Genomic DNA, 17,215 nt, shown 5'->3' on the forward strand with positions numbered 1-17,215 from the left:
GTGCGAGCGCAGCGACGCAAACCCACGGAGTAGCATTGTGAGCCTGGCCAGCCCCGTCGAGCGGACCGACAGCCGCGCCTCGATCGAGCCGATGATCGCGGTCACGGCGCCGGACATGGCTCGCGTCAACGACCTGATCCTCGCCATGGCCGGATCGAATGTCGAGCTGATCCCGGAAATCGCCGAGCATCTGATCTCGTCGGGCGGCAAGCGGCTGCGGCCGATGCTGACCATCGCATCCGCCCTGGCCCACGACTATCGCGGCGACGCCCATGTGAAGCTCGCCGCCAGCGTCGAGTTCATGCACACGGCGACCCTGCTGCACGACGACGTGGTCGACGAAAGCGACCTGCGGCGCGGCAAGAAGACGGCGCGCACCATCTGGGGCAACCAGGCCAGCGTGCTGGTCGGCGACTTCCTGCTCGGCCAGGCCTTCAAGACCATGGTCGAGGTCGGCTCGCTGACCGCCCTCGACATCCTGTCCACCGCCTCCTCGGTGATCGCCGAGGGCGAGGTCTGGCAGTTGTCGGCCGCCAAGCACATGACCACCAGCGAGTCCGACTATCTCGCCGTGATCGACGCCAAGACGGCGGCGCTGTTCGCGGCGGCCGCCGAAGTCGGCCCGGTCATCGCCGGCGCCGGCGAGGCCGAACGCACCGCCATGCGCGACTATGGCCGCAGCCTCGGCCTTGCCTTCCAGCTCGTCGACGACGTCCTCGACTATGGCGGCACCGCCGCCGCGCTCGGCAAGAACACCGGCGACGATTTCCGCGAAGGCAAGATCACCCTGCCCGTCATCCTCGCCTATCAGGCCGGCGACGACACCGAGAAGGCGTTCTGGCGCGAGGCGATGGAGGGTGGCCGCAACGACGACGAGGCGCTGGCCCGCGCCACCGCGCTGATCCACCAGCACGGCGCACTCGAGGAGACCGTCCAGCGCGCCCGCCAGTATGGCGAGGCCGCCTACGCCGCCGCCAGCGGCCTGCCGCAGAGCCCCAGCCGCGACGCGATGCTGGGCGTCGTGGAATTCTGCATCGACCGGGTGAGCTGACCCATCGTCGCATGGGCGAGGCTCCCGCCGCGGGTCGCATTCCCGACAATCTCTGCGTCCAGAACGGGCGGGACTTGCATTGCCGTGTGGCTTGGCTTCACCTCGGCGAATCGGCCAGACAGGTGACCGGCATCACATTCGACCACGAAACGCGGCGTTCGATCGTCTGCGGGCGTGCCCCGGGAAGAGGATTTCACGTGCACAGAATGCGGCTTCTGAGACTTCTCACCGTCACGCTTCTGGCCGGCGCCACCGCGGCGCCTGCCCTGGCCGCGGCGGATACGGCAGCGAGCGAACCGGCCCCGATCACCGCCCAGTCCCTGTCCGGCGCCTATCTGGCTGCCAAATCCGCCCAGATCGGCGGCGACATGGCGACGGCCAGCGATCTCTTCGTCCAGGCCCTGTCGATGGACCCGACCTCGCAGCTCCTCCAGCAGGACGCGATGTTCGCCTTCCTCGCCGATGGCCGCTTCAAGGACGCCGTCGACATCGCATCGAAGCTGCGCGACGTGCCCGAGGCCGGCAAGGTCGCGCGGATCGCTTTGGGCGTCGATGCCCTGTCGAAGGGCGCCTTCGACGCCGCGATCGCCGAGTTCGACGTGGTCGATCCCAGCGACCTCGACGCGCTGCTGCTCGGCGAGCTGATGGCCTGGGCCGATGTCGGCGCGGGCCGCGTCGACGAGGCGCTGCTGCGCATCGACAATCTGCAGGGCGCGCCGTGGTTTTCGGTCTTCAACGCCTATCAGAAGGGCCTGATCGCGGTCGTCGCCGGGCGCGACGACGTCGCCCGCCGCGCGCTGCATCTCGTCGTCGACGACCAGAACAACGCCCGCACCTCGCCCGACGCCTATCTCGGCGCCGCCGAGGCGCTGGCGCGCCTGGAAGTGCGCGACGGCAAGACGGACGCGGCGCTGGCGGCGCTCCAGACCGGCCTCGACCTCGTGCCGACCTACGACCCGCTGCTGCATCTGAAGGGCCGCATCGAGAAGGGCGAGACCATCGAGCCCGCCGTCGCCAGCGTGCAGGAGGGTGCGGCCGAAACGCTCTACATCCTCGGCCAGGCGATCAATCGCGGCGACGGCCAGCAGGTCGCGCTCCTGTATTTCCAGATGGCACGGGCGCTGGCACCGCGGAACCCGTCGCTGCTCACCGCGCTCGGCGGCATTGCCGAACGCTCGGAGCGGCTGGAACAGGCGATCGCCTTCTACCGCGAGATCCCGGAGAACTCCGCCTATCGCCGCACGGCTGAGCTGCAGATCGGCCTCGACCTCTGGTATTCGGACCAGAAGGAGGAGGCCAAGGCGCATCTGGAGCGCGCCGTGCGCAGCTATCCGGAGGACCCGAAGGCCCACACCGCGCTGGCCGACGTGCTCGCCGCCGACCAGGACTACGCTCCGGCCGCCAAGGCGCTGGACACGGCGATCGAACTGACCGAGGCGACCGGCGAAGCCAGCTGGAACCTCTATTACCAGCGCGGCATCGCCTTCGAGCGGACCGACCAGTGGGACAAGGCGGAGAAGGATTTCCGCAAGGCGCTGGAACTGTCGCCCGACCAGCCGCAGGTGCTGAACTATCTCGGCTATTCCTGGGTCGACAAGAACGAGAACCTCCAGGAAGGTCTCGACATGATCCGCAAGGCCGTCGAGCTGCGGCCGAATGACGGCTACATCATCGATTCCCTCGGCTGGGCCTATTACCGCCTCGGCCGCTACGACGAGGCCGTCGAGCAGCTCGAACGCGCCGTCCTGATCACGCCGATGGACCCGACCATCAACGACCATCTCGGCGACGCCTACTGGCATGTCGGCCGCAACCGCGAGGCCCGCTTCCAGTGGGAGCGCGCCCTGATCGGCCAGCCCGAGCCGGAAGAGGACGTCAAGGCGACGATCCGCGCCAAGATCGAGGACGGCCTGACCGCGGCCAACGAGCGGGCCGAAGCCGAGGACGGCGACGACACTCGCAAGGCCGCGTCCGCCGAGGCACCGGCACCGGCGGGCGACGCGCCCGCCACCAAGGTCGAGTGAGCGGCAGCCGGGCGGATATGACGTTCACGCTGGCGGAGCCGCTGCGCCTGACGGCGCCGGCCAAGGTCAATCTCGCCCTGCATGTCGTCGGGCAGCGCCCTGACGGCTATCATCGCCTCGAAAGCCTGATCGCCTTTGCCGGCGATGCCTGCGACGTCCTGACGATCGCCGCAGCGCCCGAGGGCGCCGACCGCCTCGTCATGGCCGGGCCGTTCGGTTCGGGCCTGCCGACCGGTGCGGACAACATCCTCCACCGCACCATCGCCGTCGCCCGTCAGGTGCTGACCGATGCCGGCCTGCGGCTGCCGCCGCTCACCATCACGCTGGACAAGCACCTGCCGGTCGCGGCCGGGATCGGCGGCGGCTCGGCCGATGCGGCGGCGCTCCTGCGGATGATCGGCGAGGCTGTGCCCGCCATTCGCGACGCCCTCGTCGCCAAGGCCACCACGCTCGGTGCGGACGTTCCCATGTGTGTTGCGGGCCGTGCCGCGCGCGTCTCCGGCATCGGCGAGGAGATCGAGCCCCTCGCGCATCTGCCGGCCCTGCACATGCTGCTGGTCAATCCGGGCGTGCCGGTCTCGACACCCGCCGTCTTCGCCGCACTAGAACAGCGCGACAACGCGCCGTTGCCGCCGGTCCCGGCCGAGGGGTTCACGACCGCCGCCGAACTGGTCGCCTGGCTTCACACCACCCGCAACGATCTCGCCGCACCGGCGGAAGGGCTCGCACCGCAGATCGTCGCCGTGCGCGACGCGCTGGCCGGCGAAGGGGCGCTGATCGCCCGCATGTCCGGCTCGGGCGCGACCGTCTACGGATTGTTCGAGGACGCCGCCGAGCTTGCCCGCGCCCGCGGCCGGATCGCCGCGTCCCATCCCGAATGGTGGCTGTCCGGTGCCGAGCACTGCGCCGCCCCCCGCAGACATGCCAAGGGAGGCCCCATGAGCGACGAACGCTCCTTCATCGCGCTGTCCATCGCGATCCTCACCGTCTCCGACACCCGCAGCCTCGACGAGGACCGCTCCGGCTCGCTGCTGGTGGAACGGCTGACCGAGGCCGGCCACCGGGTCGCGGACCGGCAGATCGTCACCGACGACGTGCCGGCGATCCAGGAGGTCGTCCAGGGCTGGTGCAAGCGCGACGACGTCGATGTGGTGATCACCACCGGCGGCACCGGCTTCACCGGCCGCGACGTGACCCCCGAGGCGCTGGAGCCGCTGTTCGAGAAGCGCATGGACGGCTTCTCGGCGGTCTTCCACCGCATCTCCTACGACAAGATCGGCGTCTCGACGATCCAGTCGCGGGCGACGGGCGGCGTCATCGACGCCACCTTCGTCTTCGCCCTGCCCGGCTCGCCCGGCGCCTGCCGCGATGCCTGGGATCATATTCTCAAGGCGCAGCTCGACTATCGCCACAAGCCCTGCAATTTCGTCGAGATCATGCCGCGTCTGGACGAGCATCTGCGCCGCGGCGGCCGGACCGCCTGAACCGCACGGTCAGCTCGCGGGCCGGCCCCGGACCGCCGGGCGGATGAAGGCCCGCATCCGGGTCACCGCGACGCCCTTGGCGACCTCCTCGAGGCTGAAGGCGAGCTTCGACAGGCCGATCGCCTGGCGCTTCTGGACCAGGAACCCTTCGGCCATCGCCGTGCGAATCTGGCGCAGCCGCGCAAAGAAACCGGGCTGGTCGTTCGGCGCCCGCCGAAAGCGCGCCGCCTGCGTCTTCGCCCGTCCCGCCCCCACCATGTCGGCATGCTCGACCACGGCCTCCATCCAGCCGGGCAGAAGCCGCGCCCCCGGCTCCAGCAGCAGCAGCCAGTCGCCGCGCGCCGTCTCGATGGCGTCGCGGAAATCCTCCGCCGCGACGATCCGGCACCCGGCATGGTCGGAGACCTTGCGGGCATTGTCCCCCATGCCGCGATCGACCAGCACGACCTCGCGCACCAGCCCCTCGACGGCGCCGGGTATCAACGGCGCGAGGGTCGCCGCCAGCCAGTGATCCTCGGGTCCACAGTCGATGAAAACGCTCAGCATCCCTTTCGTCTAGCCGAGCCCATCGGCCCTGACCAGATCGGAACGTTTTTGTTCTTGTCTTGTTCTCTTAACGGGTTTAGGACATCAGTCACAGAACGCAGCCGGAACATGGGGAGAGCAACGTCATGCAGGACATCGCCAAGGCCGATCAGGCCGCCTTCTCCGCGCCGGACGGCGTCGACATCGCCAACCATATCATCGGCGAGGCCGGGCTGCGCATCGGCTTCGAGCGGCGGCGCGGCCGCGGCGCCGGGCTCAACCCCAGCGGACGCTTCGAACCGTTCAAGCGGCAGGCCGTCGACGACGGCTGGAACACGCTGGACGAGCTGCCGGCCTTCAAGACCGACGTGCAGGTCGAGAAGCCCAAGACCATCATCAGCCGCAACACCTCGCCGGACATCTCCTTCGACCGCTCGATCAATCCGTATCGGGGCTGCGAGCATGGCTGCGTCTACTGCTTCGCCCGGCCGTCCCACGCCTATATGGGCCTGTCGGCCGGCCTCGATTTCGAATCCAAGCTCTTCGCCAAGCCCAATGCCGCCGAGCTCCTGGAACGCGAATTGTCCAAGCCCGGCTATCAGGTGAAGTCGATCGCGATCGGCACCAATACCGATCCCTACCAGCCGATCGAGAAGAGCTGGCGGGTGATGCGCGAGATCCTCGAGGTGCTGGAGGCGGCCAACCATCCGGTCGGCATCGTCACCAAGTCGGCGCTGGTCCTGCGCGACATCGACATCCTGTCGCGCATGGCGGCCAAGGGGCTGGCCAAGGTCGCGCTGTCGGTGACCACCCTCGACCGGACGCTGGCGCGGGCGATGGAGCCGCGGGCGGCGACCCCGACCAAGCGGCTGGAGGCCGTCAAGACCCTCAGCGAGGCCGGCGTGCCGACCATGGTGATGACCGCGCCGATCATTCCCGGCCTTACCGATTCGGAGATCGAGCGGCTCCTGGAAGCGGCGCAGACCGCCGGCGCGCGGGAGGTCGGCTACGTCCTCCTGCGCATGCCGCTGGAAGTCTCCCCGCTGTTCAAGGACTGGCTGCTGCGCCACTACCCGAACCGCTACCGGCATGTCCTGTCGCTGCTGCGCTCGATGCGCGACGGCAAGGATTACGACGCCGAATGGGGCAAGCGGATGCGCGGCACCGGGCCCTATGCCTTCCAGATCCGCCGGCGCTTCGAAATGGCGGCGCGCCGGCTCGGCCTGAACGAGAGCCGCACGCAGTTGCGCTGCGACCTGTTCACCCCGCCGCGCGGCGCAGGCGTCCAGCTCGCTCTGCTCTGACGCCAGGGATACCCCATCGTCCGGCCTCCCCCTCGGCCGGATGGTCTCGCCGGTTTGCCACCCCGAACACGGCGAGGCTTGTGGAGAATCGGAGAATGCGCGAGTCTCGCCGCAACATGGCTCGCCGTTCCTCCGATTCTCCCGTTCGCGCAAAGAAACCCGCGCGCCGCCCCGCCATCGCGGCCGGGCCCGACTTTTCGCGCGAGGCCGGGCTCCTGGCCGACGGCAAGCGCTTCATCGCCGGCATCGACGAGGCCGGACGCGGGCCGCTGGCCGGGCCGGTGGTCACCGCCGCGGTGATCTTTCCCACCCGCGACTTTCCCGACGGACTGAACGATTCCAAGAAACTCACCGCCGAGGACCGCGAACGACTGTTCGCCGAGATCGTCGCCAAGGGCTGGGTCGGGATCGCCTCGGCCAGCGCCGACGAGATCGACCGCTTCAACATCCGCGGCGCGACGCTCCTCGCCATGCGGCGGGCGCTGCATGCTTTGCCCGAAGCCCCCTGCCATGTCCTCGTGGACGGGCGCGACGTGCCGCCGGCGCTGCGCTGCGCCGGCACGGCGGTCATCTCCGGCGACGCCCTCAGCCTCAGCATCGCCGCCGCCTCGATCGTCGCCAAGGTCACGCGCGACCGGATCATGGCGCGCGCCTGCCGGGCCTATGCGGGCTACGGCTTTTCCCGCCATATGGGCTACGGCACGCCCGAGCATCTTGGCGCCATCGCCCGGCTCGGCCCGACGCCGATCCACCGGATGAGCTTCAGCCCGCTACGCCGCGACCTGCTCGACGCCGCCGAATAGGCCGGACGCCGCCACTCCGCTCAGCCTTCCGATGACCGCACAACGAAAAAGGGCCGCCGATGGCAGCCCTTTGAACGTTCCGTCGCAATGCTGGTCCCGGAGCGGGACCGCCGCCGGGCTCAGTTGAGCCGGCTGCGAACCTCGGCGATGGAGGATTCGGTGAACTGGCCGGCATTGCCGCCCGAATTGCGGTCGGCGATGATCTTGGCGGCGGCAGCCACCGCCACGTCGATCGCCGTCGCGCGGACTTCGGCGATGGCGTCGGTCTCGGCCTGCGAGATCTTCGTCTCGGCCATGGCCGTGCGACGCTCGACATATTCCTCGTTCTTGCGACGCGTATCGGCGAGCATCAGCTCAGCCTCGCGCTTGGCGGCGGCGACGATCTCCTTCGCCTCCTCCTCGGCCTCCTGGCGGCGGCGCTGATACTCGGCCAGCTGCTGCTTGGCCTCTTCCTTCAGCTCGCGCGCTTCCTCGATCTCGTTGCGGATCCGGTCGGCCCGCTGGTCGAGCGTGGCACCAACCTTGGCCGGCGCCTTCAGATACCAGACGATGGCCAGGAAGATGATGAGGGCGGCAAAGGCCCAGAATGAGTTGTCCATGGTCGGCTCCTCAGCTGCGAACGGCGGTCACGGCGCTGGCGACCTCCTCGCGGGAGACCTCCAGGCGTATGACGTCGCGCAGAATGGCGTCGGCGGTGGTCTCGGCGATCTGGCCGACATCCTTCATCGCCTCGTCGCGGACGGCGGCGATGCGCAGCTGCGCGGCTTCCAGCTTCTCGTCGAGCTCTGCGTCGAGGCGCTGGCGCTCGGCTTCGGCGTCGCTGCGCGCCGCTTCACGGGCGTCGTGGCCGATCTTGTGGGCGCGGTCGCGGGCCTCGGCGAGCTCCTGCTCGTAGGCTGCCTTGGCCTCGTCCGAATCGGACTTCATCCGCTCGGCGGCTTCCAGATCGAGGGCGATCCGGTCGCGGCGGTTTTCGAGCGTTCCGGCGATCCGCGGCAGGATCACCTTCTTCAGAACCAGATAGAAGATTCCGAAGGTGATCGCGAGCCAGAGGATCTGCGACGGGAAATATTCGGCATTGAAAGGCGGGAAGCCGCCATGCTCGCCTTCTACATGGATCGTTTCGCCATGCATCTCGGCGGTGTCGCTCGCAGGCGGCAGTTCCACGGCATCGAGCGAATCGGCCTGTGCGAAGGCTTGGGTGACGAACATCGAGGGCTCCCGGCATAGGGGACCGGCGACAGAAGCTGCCGCCGGCCGGTCTTCTTACCTGCGCTGGACGCCGATTAGACGGCGAAGAGCAGCAGCAGGGCGATGAGCAGCGAGAAGATGCCCAGGGCTTCCGTGACGGCGAAGCCGAAGATCAGGCGGCCGAACTGGCCGTCGGCGGCCGACGGGTTGCGCAGCGCGCCGGCGAGGTAGTTCGCGAACATGTTGCCCAGACCGAGGGCGGTCATGCCCATACCGAAACAGGCGAGGCCGGCACCGATGAACTTTGCTGCTTCCGCTTCCATGTCGAAACTCCTTTTGAAACTGTTCGATTGCGGGTGGTTGCGGCGGCTTCCACGCCGCCCCGTTGTATCCTGGAACTTGTCTTAGTGGCCTGGATGGATCGCGTCGTTGAGATACATGCAGGTCAGAACCGCAAAGACGTAGGCCTGCAGTGCGGCGACCAGGAATTCGAGTGCCGTCAAAGCGACGGTCATGAGCAGCGGAAGGATCGCACCGGCAATCCCGAGCGCACCGAAGGCGCTCAGCGACACCACGAAGCCGGCGAAGACCTTCAGCGTGATGTGGCCCGCCAGCATGTTGGCGAAGAGACGAACCGAGAGCGACACCGGCCGCGACAGGAACGAAACCACCTCGATCACCACGACGAGCGGCAGCACGGCGGCCGGCACGCCCTCGGGCACGAAGAGTTTGAAGAAGTGCAGGCCGTGCTTCATCAGGCCGTAGACCACCACGACGCCCATCACCAGGAGGGCCAGCGCGAAGGTCACGATCAGATGGCTGGTCACCGTGAAGAAATACGGGACCATGCCGAGAAGGTTGGCGACCAGGATGAACATGAACAGCGAGAAGACGAACGGAAAGAACCGCATGCCGCCGGAGCCCGCCGCGTCGCGCAGCATGTTGGCAACGAACTCGTAGGAGAGCTCGCTCACCGACTGCATGCGGCTCGGCACGAGGCCGCGCCCGCGGGTCGAATAGTAGAGGAATGCGGTCGCCACAGCGACCGTCACCACCATGAACAGGGCGGAGTTCGTGAACGAGAAGTCCAACCCGCCGATCTCGATCGGAACGATGTTGGAAATCTGGAACTGGTGGATTGGATCTGTCGGGTTCGTCGCCAAACTCACTGGTCCTTCGTCATCTCGTGGCAGGCCCTGGCGCGGGCCGTCCTGCCCATAGCGTCCCGGACTGCGCTTCGCAACACCCCGTTGTCAGATTGACCACTGCAAACGCACGCGGAACGAGCGCGAAGGGGCAGGTTCAGGCCGGGCCGCGGCCATGGGGCGGGGTTGTGCCCGAAACGCCACGGATCACATTGAGCACGCCGGCGGCGAATCCGATCATCAGGAAGACGATCAGGCCGAAGGGCGTCGTGCCGGCCAGCTGGTCGATCAGATAGCCGATGCCGACGCCCACGAGGATGCCGGCGACGAACTCACTGGCGATCTTGAGCCCCTGGGCGACGCCCTGCATGCCGCTGGTGCGGTCGGCAGGCTCGTCGCGCAGCTGCGGCATGCGCTGGCGCTGCTCGGCCAGACGCCGGGCCAGCGCCGCGCTGCGGGCGTCGAGATCGCCCGCGCCGGGACCGGCTGCGACCGCAGGCCGCGCCGCGTCGGCCGGCTCGGCGGCCTGGCCGTGTTTCGGATCATCCATCGGACGCCGTTCCCTTCTTGGAGCCGCGGCGGACGGGCAAGCTCAATGCTCCTCGCCCGGCCGGTCGGCCGCCCGGTTGGCGACCATGCCCGAGCGTATCAGGCTGGCCACGGTCGTGACCACGAGAATCCCGACGATGACCGCCAGCGAGAAGCTGGTCGAAATATGCGGCAGGCCCTCGATGGGCTGGCCGTCATTGATGAAGCCCAGCGTATTGGCCTCCATCGCATGGACGATCAGCTTGGCGCCGATGAAGCCGAGGACGAGCGCCAGGCCGAAGCCGAGATAGACCAGCCGGTCGAGCAGTCCGCCCAGCAGGAAATAGAGCTGCAACAGCCCCAGCAGCGCGAAGGCATTGGCCGTGAAGACGATGTAGGGCGCGTCGGTCAGGCCGTAGATCGCCGGGATCGAATCGAGGGCAAAGAGCAGGTCGGTCATGCCGAGGGCGACGATGACGACGAACATCGGGGTGAAATAGCGCAGGCCGTCGCGGCGAATCGTCAGCGCGCCGCCGGCGAACTCCGTGGTGGTGCGCACATTGCGCTGGAACCACTTCACCACCGCGTTGGGCTCGTATTCCTCGTCGGTGCTGTGGCTATGAGAGAAGCTCTCCACCGCCAGCTTGTACGCCGTCCACAGGAGGAAGGCGCCGAACAGGTAGAACACCCAGGAGAAGCGCTCGATCGCGGCCGCGCCGACGGCGATGAAGATGCCGCGCATGATCAGCGCCAGCACGATGCCGATCAGCAGCGCCTTCTGCTGATGGACCCGCGGCACCGCGAAGCTCTTCATGATGATGACGAAGACGAAGAGATTGTCGACCGACAGGCTCTTCTCGGTGATGAAGCCGGCGAAGAACTCGACCCCGTGGGTCTTGTCCCAGAAATACCAGACGCCAAAGCCGAAGAGGATCGCCAGCACGATGTAGAAGACCGACCAGGCCGCCGCTTCCTTGAAGCTCGGCTCGTGCGCCTTGCGGACGTGGGAGAGGAAATCGAAGATGAACAGGCCGGCGATGCCGCCGATCGTCGCCGCCCAGATCCAGAGCGGTATTTCCTCGGCCACCATGCCGCCAATCGCAGTCGAATCCACCAGAATGTTCCTATCCGGGCGTCGGATGTCCCGGTCTCGAATTGTCTTTCGCCAACGTCGTCCGCCGGCGTGGGCAAGCTGCCGGTGGCGTTGCGGCGGGCGGCAGACATGCGTCACCGCTCGCGCGGCGAGCACCGTGCGTCGCCGCTAGGTGGGTAAGCGGCCGCGCCGTTCAAAGACCGTCGCGCAGAAATATCGCGTGCAGGAACAGGCGGCCCCGCGCCCATGGGGATCGGGAGACGCCGACGCTGGCGAGGCGACGCGGCTTCGATCGGACGCCCGCTGCCCTTGACCTTCCAGTGGCTGGAATCTCCATCTTGCAGCCAATCCGCCTGCGGGCGGTCATCCTTTCGCAGCGAGCGCTCCCATGTCCGAGACCAGCACCGCCTGTCATCACCCGCACCACGATCACGGCCACAGCCATGAGGACGACGACGGCGGGGCCGTCACCCGCGATCCGGTCTGCGGCATGCTGGTCGATCCCGAGGCCGGCAAGCCGAAGGCGGAGCATGACGGCCAGACCGTGCATTTCTGCTCGCAGGGGTGCCACGACAGATTCGTCGCCGCGCCGCAGGATTATCTGACGGCGAAGGACCCGGTCTGCGGCATGAGCGTCGAACGCATCGATGCCCGGCACATGGCCAAGCATGGCGGCGAGCGGTTCTATTTCTGCTCGGCCGGCTGCAAGACGCGGTTCGAGGCCGATCCCGACGCCTTTCTCGGCGACCGCCCGGCCCCCGAACCCATGCCCGAAGGCACGCAGTACACCTGCCCTATGCATCCGGAGATCGTTCAGGATCATCCCGGCGACTGCCCGAAATGCGGCATGGCGCTGGAGCCGATGGGCGTGCCGACCGGCGAGGAAGGCCCCAATCCGGAACTGATCGACTTCACCCGCCGGCTCTGGGTCAGCGCGCTCTGCACCATCCCGCTGTTCATCATCTCGATGGGCCCGATGGTCGGGCTGCCGATCCGCGACTGGATTGGCGAGGAGCTGTCGGTCTGGCTGGAATTCGCGCTGGCGACGCCGGTGGTGCTGTGGGCGGCCCTGCCCTTCTTCAAGCGAGGCTGGGCGTCGATCGTCAATCGCTCGCCCAACATGTGGACGCTGATCGCCATCGGCGTCGGCGCGGCCTATGGCTACAGCGTGGTGGCCACCCTCCTGCCCGGCCTGTTTCCGGCCTCGTTCCGCCAGGACGGTGTCGTGCCGGTCTATTTCGAGGCCTCGGCGGTGATCGTCGCGCTGATCTTCGTCGGCCAGGTGCTGGAGCTGAAGGCGCGCGAGCGCACCGGCTCGGCGATCCGCGCGCTGATGGATCTGGCGCCGAAGACCGCCCGCCGCATCGCGGCCGACGGAACCGAGGACGACGTGCCGCTCGATGCCCTGGCGTCCGGCGACCGCCTGCGGGTGCGGCCCGGCGAGAGCGTGCCGGTGGACGGCACGCTGGTCGAGGGCCGCTCCTCGGTGGACGAATCGATGATCACCGGCGAGCCGGTGCCGGTCGAGAAGAACCCCGGCGACACGGTCACCGGCGGCACGCTCAACCGCAATGGCGGCTTCGTCATGCAGGCCGAGGCGGTCGGCGCCGACACCACCCTGTCGCGGATCGTCGAGATGGTCGCCAAGGCGCAGCGCTCGCGCGCCCCGATCCAGGGGCTGGCCGACCGGGTCGCGGGCTATTTCGTCCCCGCCGTGGTGCTGTCGGCGATCGTCGCCTTCGTCGTCTGGGCGCTGGTCGGGCCGCAGCCGGCCATGGTGCACGGGCTGGTCGCCGCCGTCTCGGTGCTGATCATCGCCTGCCCCTGCGCGCTGGGGCTGGCGACGCCCATGTCGATCATGACGGCCACCGGGCGCGGCGCCTCGGCCGGCGTCCTCATCAAGGATGCCGAGGCGCTGGAGCGCTTCGCCAAGGTCGATACGCTGGTGGTCGACAAGACCGGCACGCTGACCGAGGGCCGGCCGCAACTGACCGACGTGGTCGTGCTTGAGGGTGACGAGACGGCGTTCCTGTCGGCCGCGGCGAGCCTCGAGCGCGGCTCGGAACATCCGCTGGCTGAGGCGATCGTCGCCGGGGCGCAGGAACGCGGCGCGGAGCTTTCGGAGGCCACCGGCTTCGACGCGGTCACCGGCAAGGGCGTTCGGGGCGAGGTCCGCGGCTCGGCCATCGTTCTCGGCAACCGGGCGATGCTCGCGGCGGAGGGCATCGATGCCGCCGCCCTCGACGCCGACGCTCGGACCCTGGAGACCGACGGCAAGACGGTGATGTTCGTCGCCATCGACGGCCGGGCGGCGGGGCTCATCGCGGTCTCCGACCCGATCAAGCCGACGACGGAGGCCGCCATCCGCGCCCTGCACGAGAGCGGCATGCGGATCGTCATGGCGACCGGCGACAACGAGCGCACGGCCAAGGCCGTCGCGTCGGCGCTCGGCATCGACGAGGTGCGGGCCGGCCTGTCGCCGCAGGACAAGCAGGCGCTGGTGGAAGAACTGCGCAATGGCGGTGCGAAGGTCGCGGTCGCCGGCGACGGCGTCAACGACGCGCCGGCGCTGGCGGCGGCCGATGTCGGCATTGCCATGGGCACCGGCGCGGACGTCGCCGTGGAAAGCGCCGGCATGACGCTGGTGAAGGGCGATCTCAACGGCATCCTGCGGGCGCGCCACTTGGCCCGCGCCACGATCCGCAACATCAAGCAGAACCTGTTCTTCGCCTTCGTCTACAACACCGTCGGCGTGCCGGTCGCGGCCGGCGTCCTCTACCCGGTCTTCGGCCTGCTGCTGTCGCCGATGCTCGCGGCGGCGGCGATGAGCCTCTCCTCCGTCTCGGTGATCGGCAACGCGCTGAGGCTGCGCACGCTCAAGCTGTGACGCCGGCCTGAGGTCCAGGTGCAGCGGCAGGCCTGGCCGAGGGGCCTGCCGCGCTACGGCGCTACTGCTTCGCCAGCTTGTCGAGGATCGCCGAGAAGTCGCGGTCCTTGCCGCCGCCGGACTCCACGAAGGCCGCGTAGATGTCGCGGGCGTGTCGACCGAGCTCGGTGGTCGCGCCGGCGGTTTCCGCCGCGGTCTGCGACAGGTTGAGGTCCTTCAGCATCAGATCGGCGGCAAAGCCCGGCTTGTAGTCGTTGTCGGCCGGGCTCTTCGGGCCGATGCCCGGCGCCGGGCAATAGGTGTTGATCGACCAGCAGGAGCCCGACGAGGTCGAGGCCACGTCGAACATTGCCTGGCGGTCGAGGCCGAGCTTGTCGGCGAGGTGAAACGCCTCGCAGACGCCGATCATCGAGATGCCGAGGATCATGTTGTTGCAGATCTTCGCCGCCTGGCCGGCACCGGCCTCGCCGCAATGCACCGCCTTCTGGCCCATGATGTCGAAGAGCGGCTTGCCCTTGGCGAAGGCTTCGTCGCTGCCGCCGACCATGAAGGTCAGCGTGCCGGCCGCCGCGCCGCCGGTGCCGCCGGAGACCGGCGCGTCCAGCGACAGGAGCCCCGCCTCGCGGGCCATGTCATGGGCGGCGCGGGCGCTGTCCACGTCCACCGTCGAGCAGTCGATGAGCAATGCCCCTGCTTCGGCCTGCCGCACGATATCGGCATGGACGGCGCGCACGATGTCGCCATTCGGCAGCATGGTGATCACCGCCTCCATGCCCGTCACGGCCTCGGCGAGCGTTGCGGCCGGGGCGACACCCTCGGCGGTGACGCCGGCCGCGTCGTAGCCGCTCACCGCATGGCCGGCCTTCGCCAGATTGGCCGCCATCGGCGCGCCCATGTTGCCGAGACCGACGAAACCGATCTTCATGGCCGTTCCTCCCCTGCCTGTTGGTCGAATGTCAGTTCGTGTTCGCCCAGCGGCGCCAGCATCGCGGCGACCCGCTCCCGCGGCAGGTCCTCGATCCGCGCCGGCGACCATTTCGGCGCGCGGTCCTTGTCGATCACCGCGGCGCGAATGCCCTCCAGCAATTCGCCCTCGTCGATCGAGCGGTAGGTGAAGCGGTATTCGTTGCGCAACGCCGCCTCGATGGTCGGCTCGGCGCGCGCCGCCCGCACCAGCTCCAGCGTCGCGCCGACCGAGATCGGCGAGCCCTTGCGGATCAGCGCGGCCGTGCGCTGCGCCCATTCCCCGCCGTCGAGAGCGAGGCGCTGCAGGATGTCGGCCGCGTCGACGCCCGAGAACGCCGCGTCGATCGCCTCGGTCTGTTCGGCCAGCGTCGAGGGGGGCGGCGCGTCGGCAAAGCGCGCGATCACCTGCGGATCGCCGCTTTCGACCAGCGCCGCGGTCAGTCCGGCGAGATCGTCGGAGCGGATGCAGGTGTCGGCGAAGCCGGCGGCGATCGCCTCGCCCGGCCCCATGCGGAAACCGGTCAGCGCCAGATATTCGCCGAGCCGGCCGGGCGCGTTGGCGAGGATCAGCGTCGCCCCGACATCGGGCACGAGGCCGATGGCGCATTCGGGCATGGCGACCATCGAGCGCTCGGTGACGACCCGGTGGCTGGTATGGCCGCCGAGGCCGACGCCGCCGCCCATGACGATGCCGTCCATCAGCGCCACGACCGGCTTGGGATAGCGGGCGATCTTGGCGTTCAGCCGGTATTCCTCGGCCCAGAAGCGGCGCGCGGCCGACAGGTCCCCGGCGCGGCTGTCGTGATAGATCTTCTGGATGTCGCCGCCGGCGCAGAAGGCCCGGTCGCCGGCCGCGTCCATGATCACGAGGTCGATCGCCGGGTCGGTGGCCCAGCCGTCCATCGCCGCCTCGGTCGCCAGCGACATGGCGTGGGACAAGGCGTTCAGGGATTTCGGCCGGTTGAGGGTGATGCGCCCCGCCCGCCCCTCGGCGCGGATCAGGACGTCGTCATTGGCTGCGTTGGTCTCGATGCTCATGAATGCTCCGCCAGGAGTGCGCGTGCGGTGATCATCCGCATGATCTCGTTGGTGCCTTCCAGGATCTGGTGGACCCGGAGATCGCGCACGATCTTTTCGATGCCGTAATCGGCGAGGTAGCCGTAGCCGCCATGCAGCTGCAGGGCCATGTTGGCGACGTTGAAGCTGGTGTCGGTGACGAAGCGCTTGGCCATGGCGCAATGCTTGGTCGCGTCGGGCGCCTTGGTGTCGAGCTTCCAGGCGGCCTGGCGCAGGAAGATGCGCGCCGCCTGCAGCTCGGTCTCCATGTCGGCCAGCCGGAACTGCAGCGCCTGGAATTCGGTGAGGCTCTTCCCGAAGGCCTGGCGGTCCTGCATGTAGGCGACCGACTTGTCGAGCGCCGCCTGGGCCGCGCCCAGCGCGCAGGCCGAGATGTTCAGCCGGCCACCGTCGAGGCCCATCATGGCGTAGGCAAAGCCCTTGCCTTCCTCGCCGAGGAGGTTGCCGCCGGGCACGCTGCAGCCGTCGAGGCGCACCTCGGCGGTCGGCTGGGCGACCCAGCCCATCTTCTTCTCCAGCGCGCCGAAGGACAGGCCCTCGGTGCCGTTCTCGACGAGAATGGCGGAAATGCCCTTCGGCCCCGCGTCGCCGGTCCGCGCCATCACGACATAGAGGTCCGAAAATCCGGCCCCGGAAATGAAGCTCTTGGTGCCGTTGAGCACGTAACCGTTACCGTCCGGCTTCGCGCTGGTGCGCAGTGCGGCGGCGTCGGAGCCCGAGCCCGGCTCGGTCAGGCAGTAGCTCGCGACCTTCTCCATCGACGCGAGCTTGGGCAGCCATTCGGCCCGCTGCTCCTCGCTGCCGAAGCTGTCGATCATCCAGGCGACCATGTTGTGGATCGACAGGAAGGCCGACACCGACGGGTCGCCATAGGACAGGGCCTCGAAGATCAGCGCCGCGTCGAGCCGCGACAGGCCGGAGCCGTAGTCGTCGCGCACATAGATCGCCGCCATGCCGAGCCCGGCCAGTTCGGTCAGCACCTCGCGCGGCAGCGCCTTCTCGTCTTCCCAGCGGGCGGCATGGGGCGCCATCTTCTCGGTGGCGAAATCCCGCGCCATGGTGAAGATCTGGCTCTGCTCGTCGGTGAGCGCAAAATCCAAGACGATTCCTCCCGAAATCCCGGCCCGTGGCCGTCGG

Annotated in this window: 16 protein-coding genes and 1 pseudogene; 7 read left to right on the top strand and 10 right to left on the bottom strand. The window is 68.6% G+C overall.

Going from position 1 to position 17,215, the window contains the following annotated elements:
* Nucleotides 1-91 precede the first annotated feature (91 nt).
* The 4 genes and pseudogenes from ACEQX1_RS16505 (at nucleotide 92) to moaB (ending at nucleotide 4,559) form a co-directional block, all read left to right on the top strand.
* Nucleotides 92-1,051, top strand: coding sequence for a polyprenyl synthetase family protein (locus tag ACEQX1_RS16505; protein WP_370192823.1), 960 nt, complete (start codon nucleotides 92-94; stop codon nucleotides 1,049-1,051).
* Between the two features lie 206 nt (nucleotides 1,052-1,257).
* Nucleotides 1,258-3,075 (top strand): tetratricopeptide repeat protein, encoded by a 1,818-nt coding sequence (locus ACEQX1_RS16510; RefSeq protein WP_370197111.1) that lies wholly within the window; start codon nucleotides 1,258-1,260, stop codon nucleotides 3,073-3,075.
* Between the two features lie 17 nt (nucleotides 3,076-3,092).
* Nucleotides 3,093-3,905 (top strand): annotated as a pseudogene (locus ACEQX1_RS16515) (4-(cytidine 5'-diphospho)-2-C-methyl-D-erythritol kinase); the annotation flags it as partial.
* Between the two features lie 108 nt (nucleotides 3,906-4,013).
* Nucleotides 4,014-4,559 carry a molybdenum cofactor biosynthesis protein B gene (moaB, locus tag ACEQX1_RS16520; protein WP_009210659.1) on the top strand — a complete coding sequence of 182 codons (546 nt, stop codon included), beginning with the start codon at nucleotides 4,014-4,016 and terminating at the stop codon, nucleotides 4,557-4,559.
* Between the two features lie 9 nt (nucleotides 4,560-4,568).
* Here the strand turns inward: moaB and ACEQX1_RS16525 are convergent, their stop codons facing one another.
* Nucleotides 4,569-5,105: a hypothetical protein gene (locus ACEQX1_RS16525; RefSeq protein WP_024349945.1), complete on the bottom strand. Its 537-nt coding sequence runs from the start codon at nucleotides 5,103-5,105 to the stop codon at nucleotides 4,569-4,571.
* A gap of 125 nt (nucleotides 5,106-5,230) precedes the next feature.
* Between ACEQX1_RS16525 and ACEQX1_RS16530 the strand changes: the two genes are divergently transcribed.
* Nucleotides 5,231-6,388: a PA0069 family radical SAM protein gene (locus ACEQX1_RS16530; RefSeq protein ID WP_370197114.1), complete on the top strand. Its 1,158-nt coding sequence runs from the start codon at nucleotides 5,231-5,233 to the stop codon at nucleotides 6,386-6,388.
* 95 nt (nucleotides 6,389-6,483) lie between these two features.
* The gene (locus ACEQX1_RS16535) at nucleotides 6,484-7,191 is read left to right on the top strand and encodes a ribonuclease HII (protein ID WP_370197116.1); all 708 of its coding nucleotides are present in this window, start codon (nucleotides 6,484-6,486) and stop codon (nucleotides 7,189-7,191) included.
* A 119-nt stretch (nucleotides 7,192-7,310) separates the two neighbouring features.
* On the opposite strand, the gene ACEQX1_RS16540 is transcribed toward ACEQX1_RS16535, so the two are convergent.
* From ACEQX1_RS16540 to ACEQX1_RS16565, 6 genes are all read right to left on the bottom strand, one after another.
* Nucleotides 7,311-7,790 (bottom strand): F0F1 ATP synthase subunit B, encoded by a 480-nt coding sequence (locus ACEQX1_RS16540; RefSeq protein WP_228240105.1) that lies wholly within the window; start codon nucleotides 7,788-7,790, stop codon nucleotides 7,311-7,313.
* Between the two features lie 10 nt (nucleotides 7,791-7,800).
* Nucleotides 7,801-8,403 carry a F0F1 ATP synthase subunit B gene (locus tag ACEQX1_RS16545; RefSeq protein ID WP_024349942.1) on the bottom strand — a complete coding sequence of 201 codons (603 nt, stop codon included), beginning with the start codon at nucleotides 8,401-8,403 and terminating at the stop codon, nucleotides 7,801-7,803.
* Between the two features lie 74 nt (nucleotides 8,404-8,477).
* On the bottom strand, nucleotides 8,478-8,705 hold the full coding sequence (locus ACEQX1_RS16550) for a F0F1 ATP synthase subunit C (RefSeq protein WP_024349941.1): 228 nt from the start codon (nucleotides 8,703-8,705) through the stop codon (nucleotides 8,478-8,480).
* A gap of 81 nt (nucleotides 8,706-8,786) precedes the next feature.
* A complete protein-coding gene (locus ACEQX1_RS16555) occupies nucleotides 8,787-9,551 on the bottom strand; it encodes a F0F1 ATP synthase subunit A (protein WP_370192807.1) in 765 nt (254 codons plus the stop codon).
* Nucleotides 9,552-9,684: 133 nt separating this feature from the next.
* Complete coding sequence (locus ACEQX1_RS16560) at nucleotides 9,685-10,077, bottom strand: AtpZ/AtpI family protein (protein ID WP_370192805.1); 393 nt, start codon at nucleotides 10,075-10,077, stop codon at nucleotides 9,685-9,687.
* Between the two features lie 42 nt (nucleotides 10,078-10,119).
* Nucleotides 10,120-11,169, bottom strand: coding sequence for a TerC/Alx family metal homeostasis membrane protein (locus tag ACEQX1_RS16565; protein ID WP_370192804.1), 1,050 nt, complete (start codon nucleotides 11,167-11,169; stop codon nucleotides 10,120-10,122).
* A 367-nt stretch (nucleotides 11,170-11,536) separates the two neighbouring features.
* Here ACEQX1_RS16565 and ACEQX1_RS16570 point away from each other — a divergent pair, with 367 nt between their 5' ends.
* Nucleotides 11,537-14,035, top strand: a complete 2,499-nt coding sequence (locus ACEQX1_RS16570; RefSeq protein ID WP_370197118.1) for a heavy metal translocating P-type ATPase — start codon at nucleotides 11,537-11,539, stop codon at nucleotides 14,033-14,035.
* 61 nt (nucleotides 14,036-14,096) lie between these two features.
* Here the strand turns inward: ACEQX1_RS16570 and mmsB are convergent, their stop codons facing one another.
* The 3 genes from mmsB to ACEQX1_RS16585 are packed head-to-tail and all read right to left on the bottom strand — an operon-like array spanning nucleotide 14,097 to nucleotide 17,178.
* Entirely contained in the window at nucleotides 14,097-14,960 is an 864-nt protein-coding gene (gene mmsB / locus ACEQX1_RS16575; protein WP_370197120.1) for a 3-hydroxyisobutyrate dehydrogenase, read from the bottom strand.
* Nucleotides 14,957-16,039 (bottom strand): enoyl-CoA hydratase/isomerase family protein, encoded by a 1,083-nt coding sequence (locus ACEQX1_RS16580; protein WP_370197122.1) that lies wholly within the window; start codon nucleotides 16,037-16,039, stop codon nucleotides 14,957-14,959. Before ACEQX1_RS16580 ends, mmsB begins: the two co-directional genes overlap by 4 nt.
* Nucleotides 16,036-17,178, bottom strand: coding sequence for an acyl-CoA dehydrogenase family protein (locus ACEQX1_RS16585; RefSeq protein WP_024349934.1), 1,143 nt, complete (start codon nucleotides 17,176-17,178; stop codon nucleotides 16,036-16,038). The genes ACEQX1_RS16580 and ACEQX1_RS16585 overlap by 4 nt, the downstream gene beginning before the upstream one ends.
* Nucleotides 17,179-17,215: the final 37 nt, after the last annotated feature.

Origin of the sequence: Aurantimonas sp. (assembly GCF_964217435.1) — a bacterium.
GTDB classification, from domain to species: domain Bacteria; phylum Pseudomonadota; class Alphaproteobacteria; order Rhizobiales; family Rhizobiaceae; genus Aurantimonas; species Aurantimonas coralicida.

Coding starts and splice junctions, on each gene's coding strand:
- ACEQX1_RS16505 (WP_370192823.1), top strand. CDS start 92: ATGATCGCGGTCACGGCGCCGGACATGGCTCGCGTCAACGACCTGATC.
- ACEQX1_RS16510 (WP_370197111.1), top strand. CDS start 1,258: ATGCGGCTTCTGAGACTTCTCACCGTCACGCTTCTGGCCGGCGCCACC.
- moaB (WP_009210659.1), top strand. CDS start 4,014: ATGAGCGACGAACGCTCCTTCATCGCGCTGTCCATCGCGATCCTCACC.
- ACEQX1_RS16525 (WP_024349945.1), bottom strand. CDS start 5,105: ATGCTGAGCGTTTTCATCGACTGTGGACCCGAGGATCACTGGCTGGCG.
- ACEQX1_RS16530 (WP_370197114.1), top strand. CDS start 5,231: ATGCAGGACATCGCCAAGGCCGATCAGGCCGCCTTCTCCGCGCCGGAC.
- ACEQX1_RS16535 (WP_370197116.1), top strand. CDS start 6,484: ATGCGCGAGTCTCGCCGCAACATGGCTCGCCGTTCCTCCGATTCTCCC.
- ACEQX1_RS16540 (WP_228240105.1), bottom strand. CDS start 7,790: ATGGACAACTCATTCTGGGCCTTTGCCGCCCTCATCATCTTCCTGGCC.
- ACEQX1_RS16545 (WP_024349942.1), bottom strand. CDS start 8,403: ATGTTCGTCACCCAAGCCTTCGCACAGGCCGATTCGCTCGATGCCGTG.
- ACEQX1_RS16550 (WP_024349941.1), bottom strand. CDS start 8,705: ATGGAAGCGGAAGCAGCAAAGTTCATCGGTGCCGGCCTCGCCTGTTTC.
- ACEQX1_RS16560 (WP_370192805.1), bottom strand. CDS start 10,077: ATGGATGATCCGAAACACGGCCAGGCCGCCGAGCCGGCCGACGCGGCG.
- ACEQX1_RS16570 (WP_370197118.1), top strand. CDS start 11,537: ATGTCCGAGACCAGCACCGCCTGTCATCACCCGCACCACGATCACGGC.
- mmsB (WP_370197120.1), bottom strand. CDS start 14,960: ATGAAGATCGGTTTCGTCGGTCTCGGCAACATGGGCGCGCCGATGGCG.
- ACEQX1_RS16580 (WP_370197122.1), bottom strand. CDS start 16,039: ATGAGCATCGAGACCAACGCAGCCAATGACGACGTCCTGATCCGCGCC.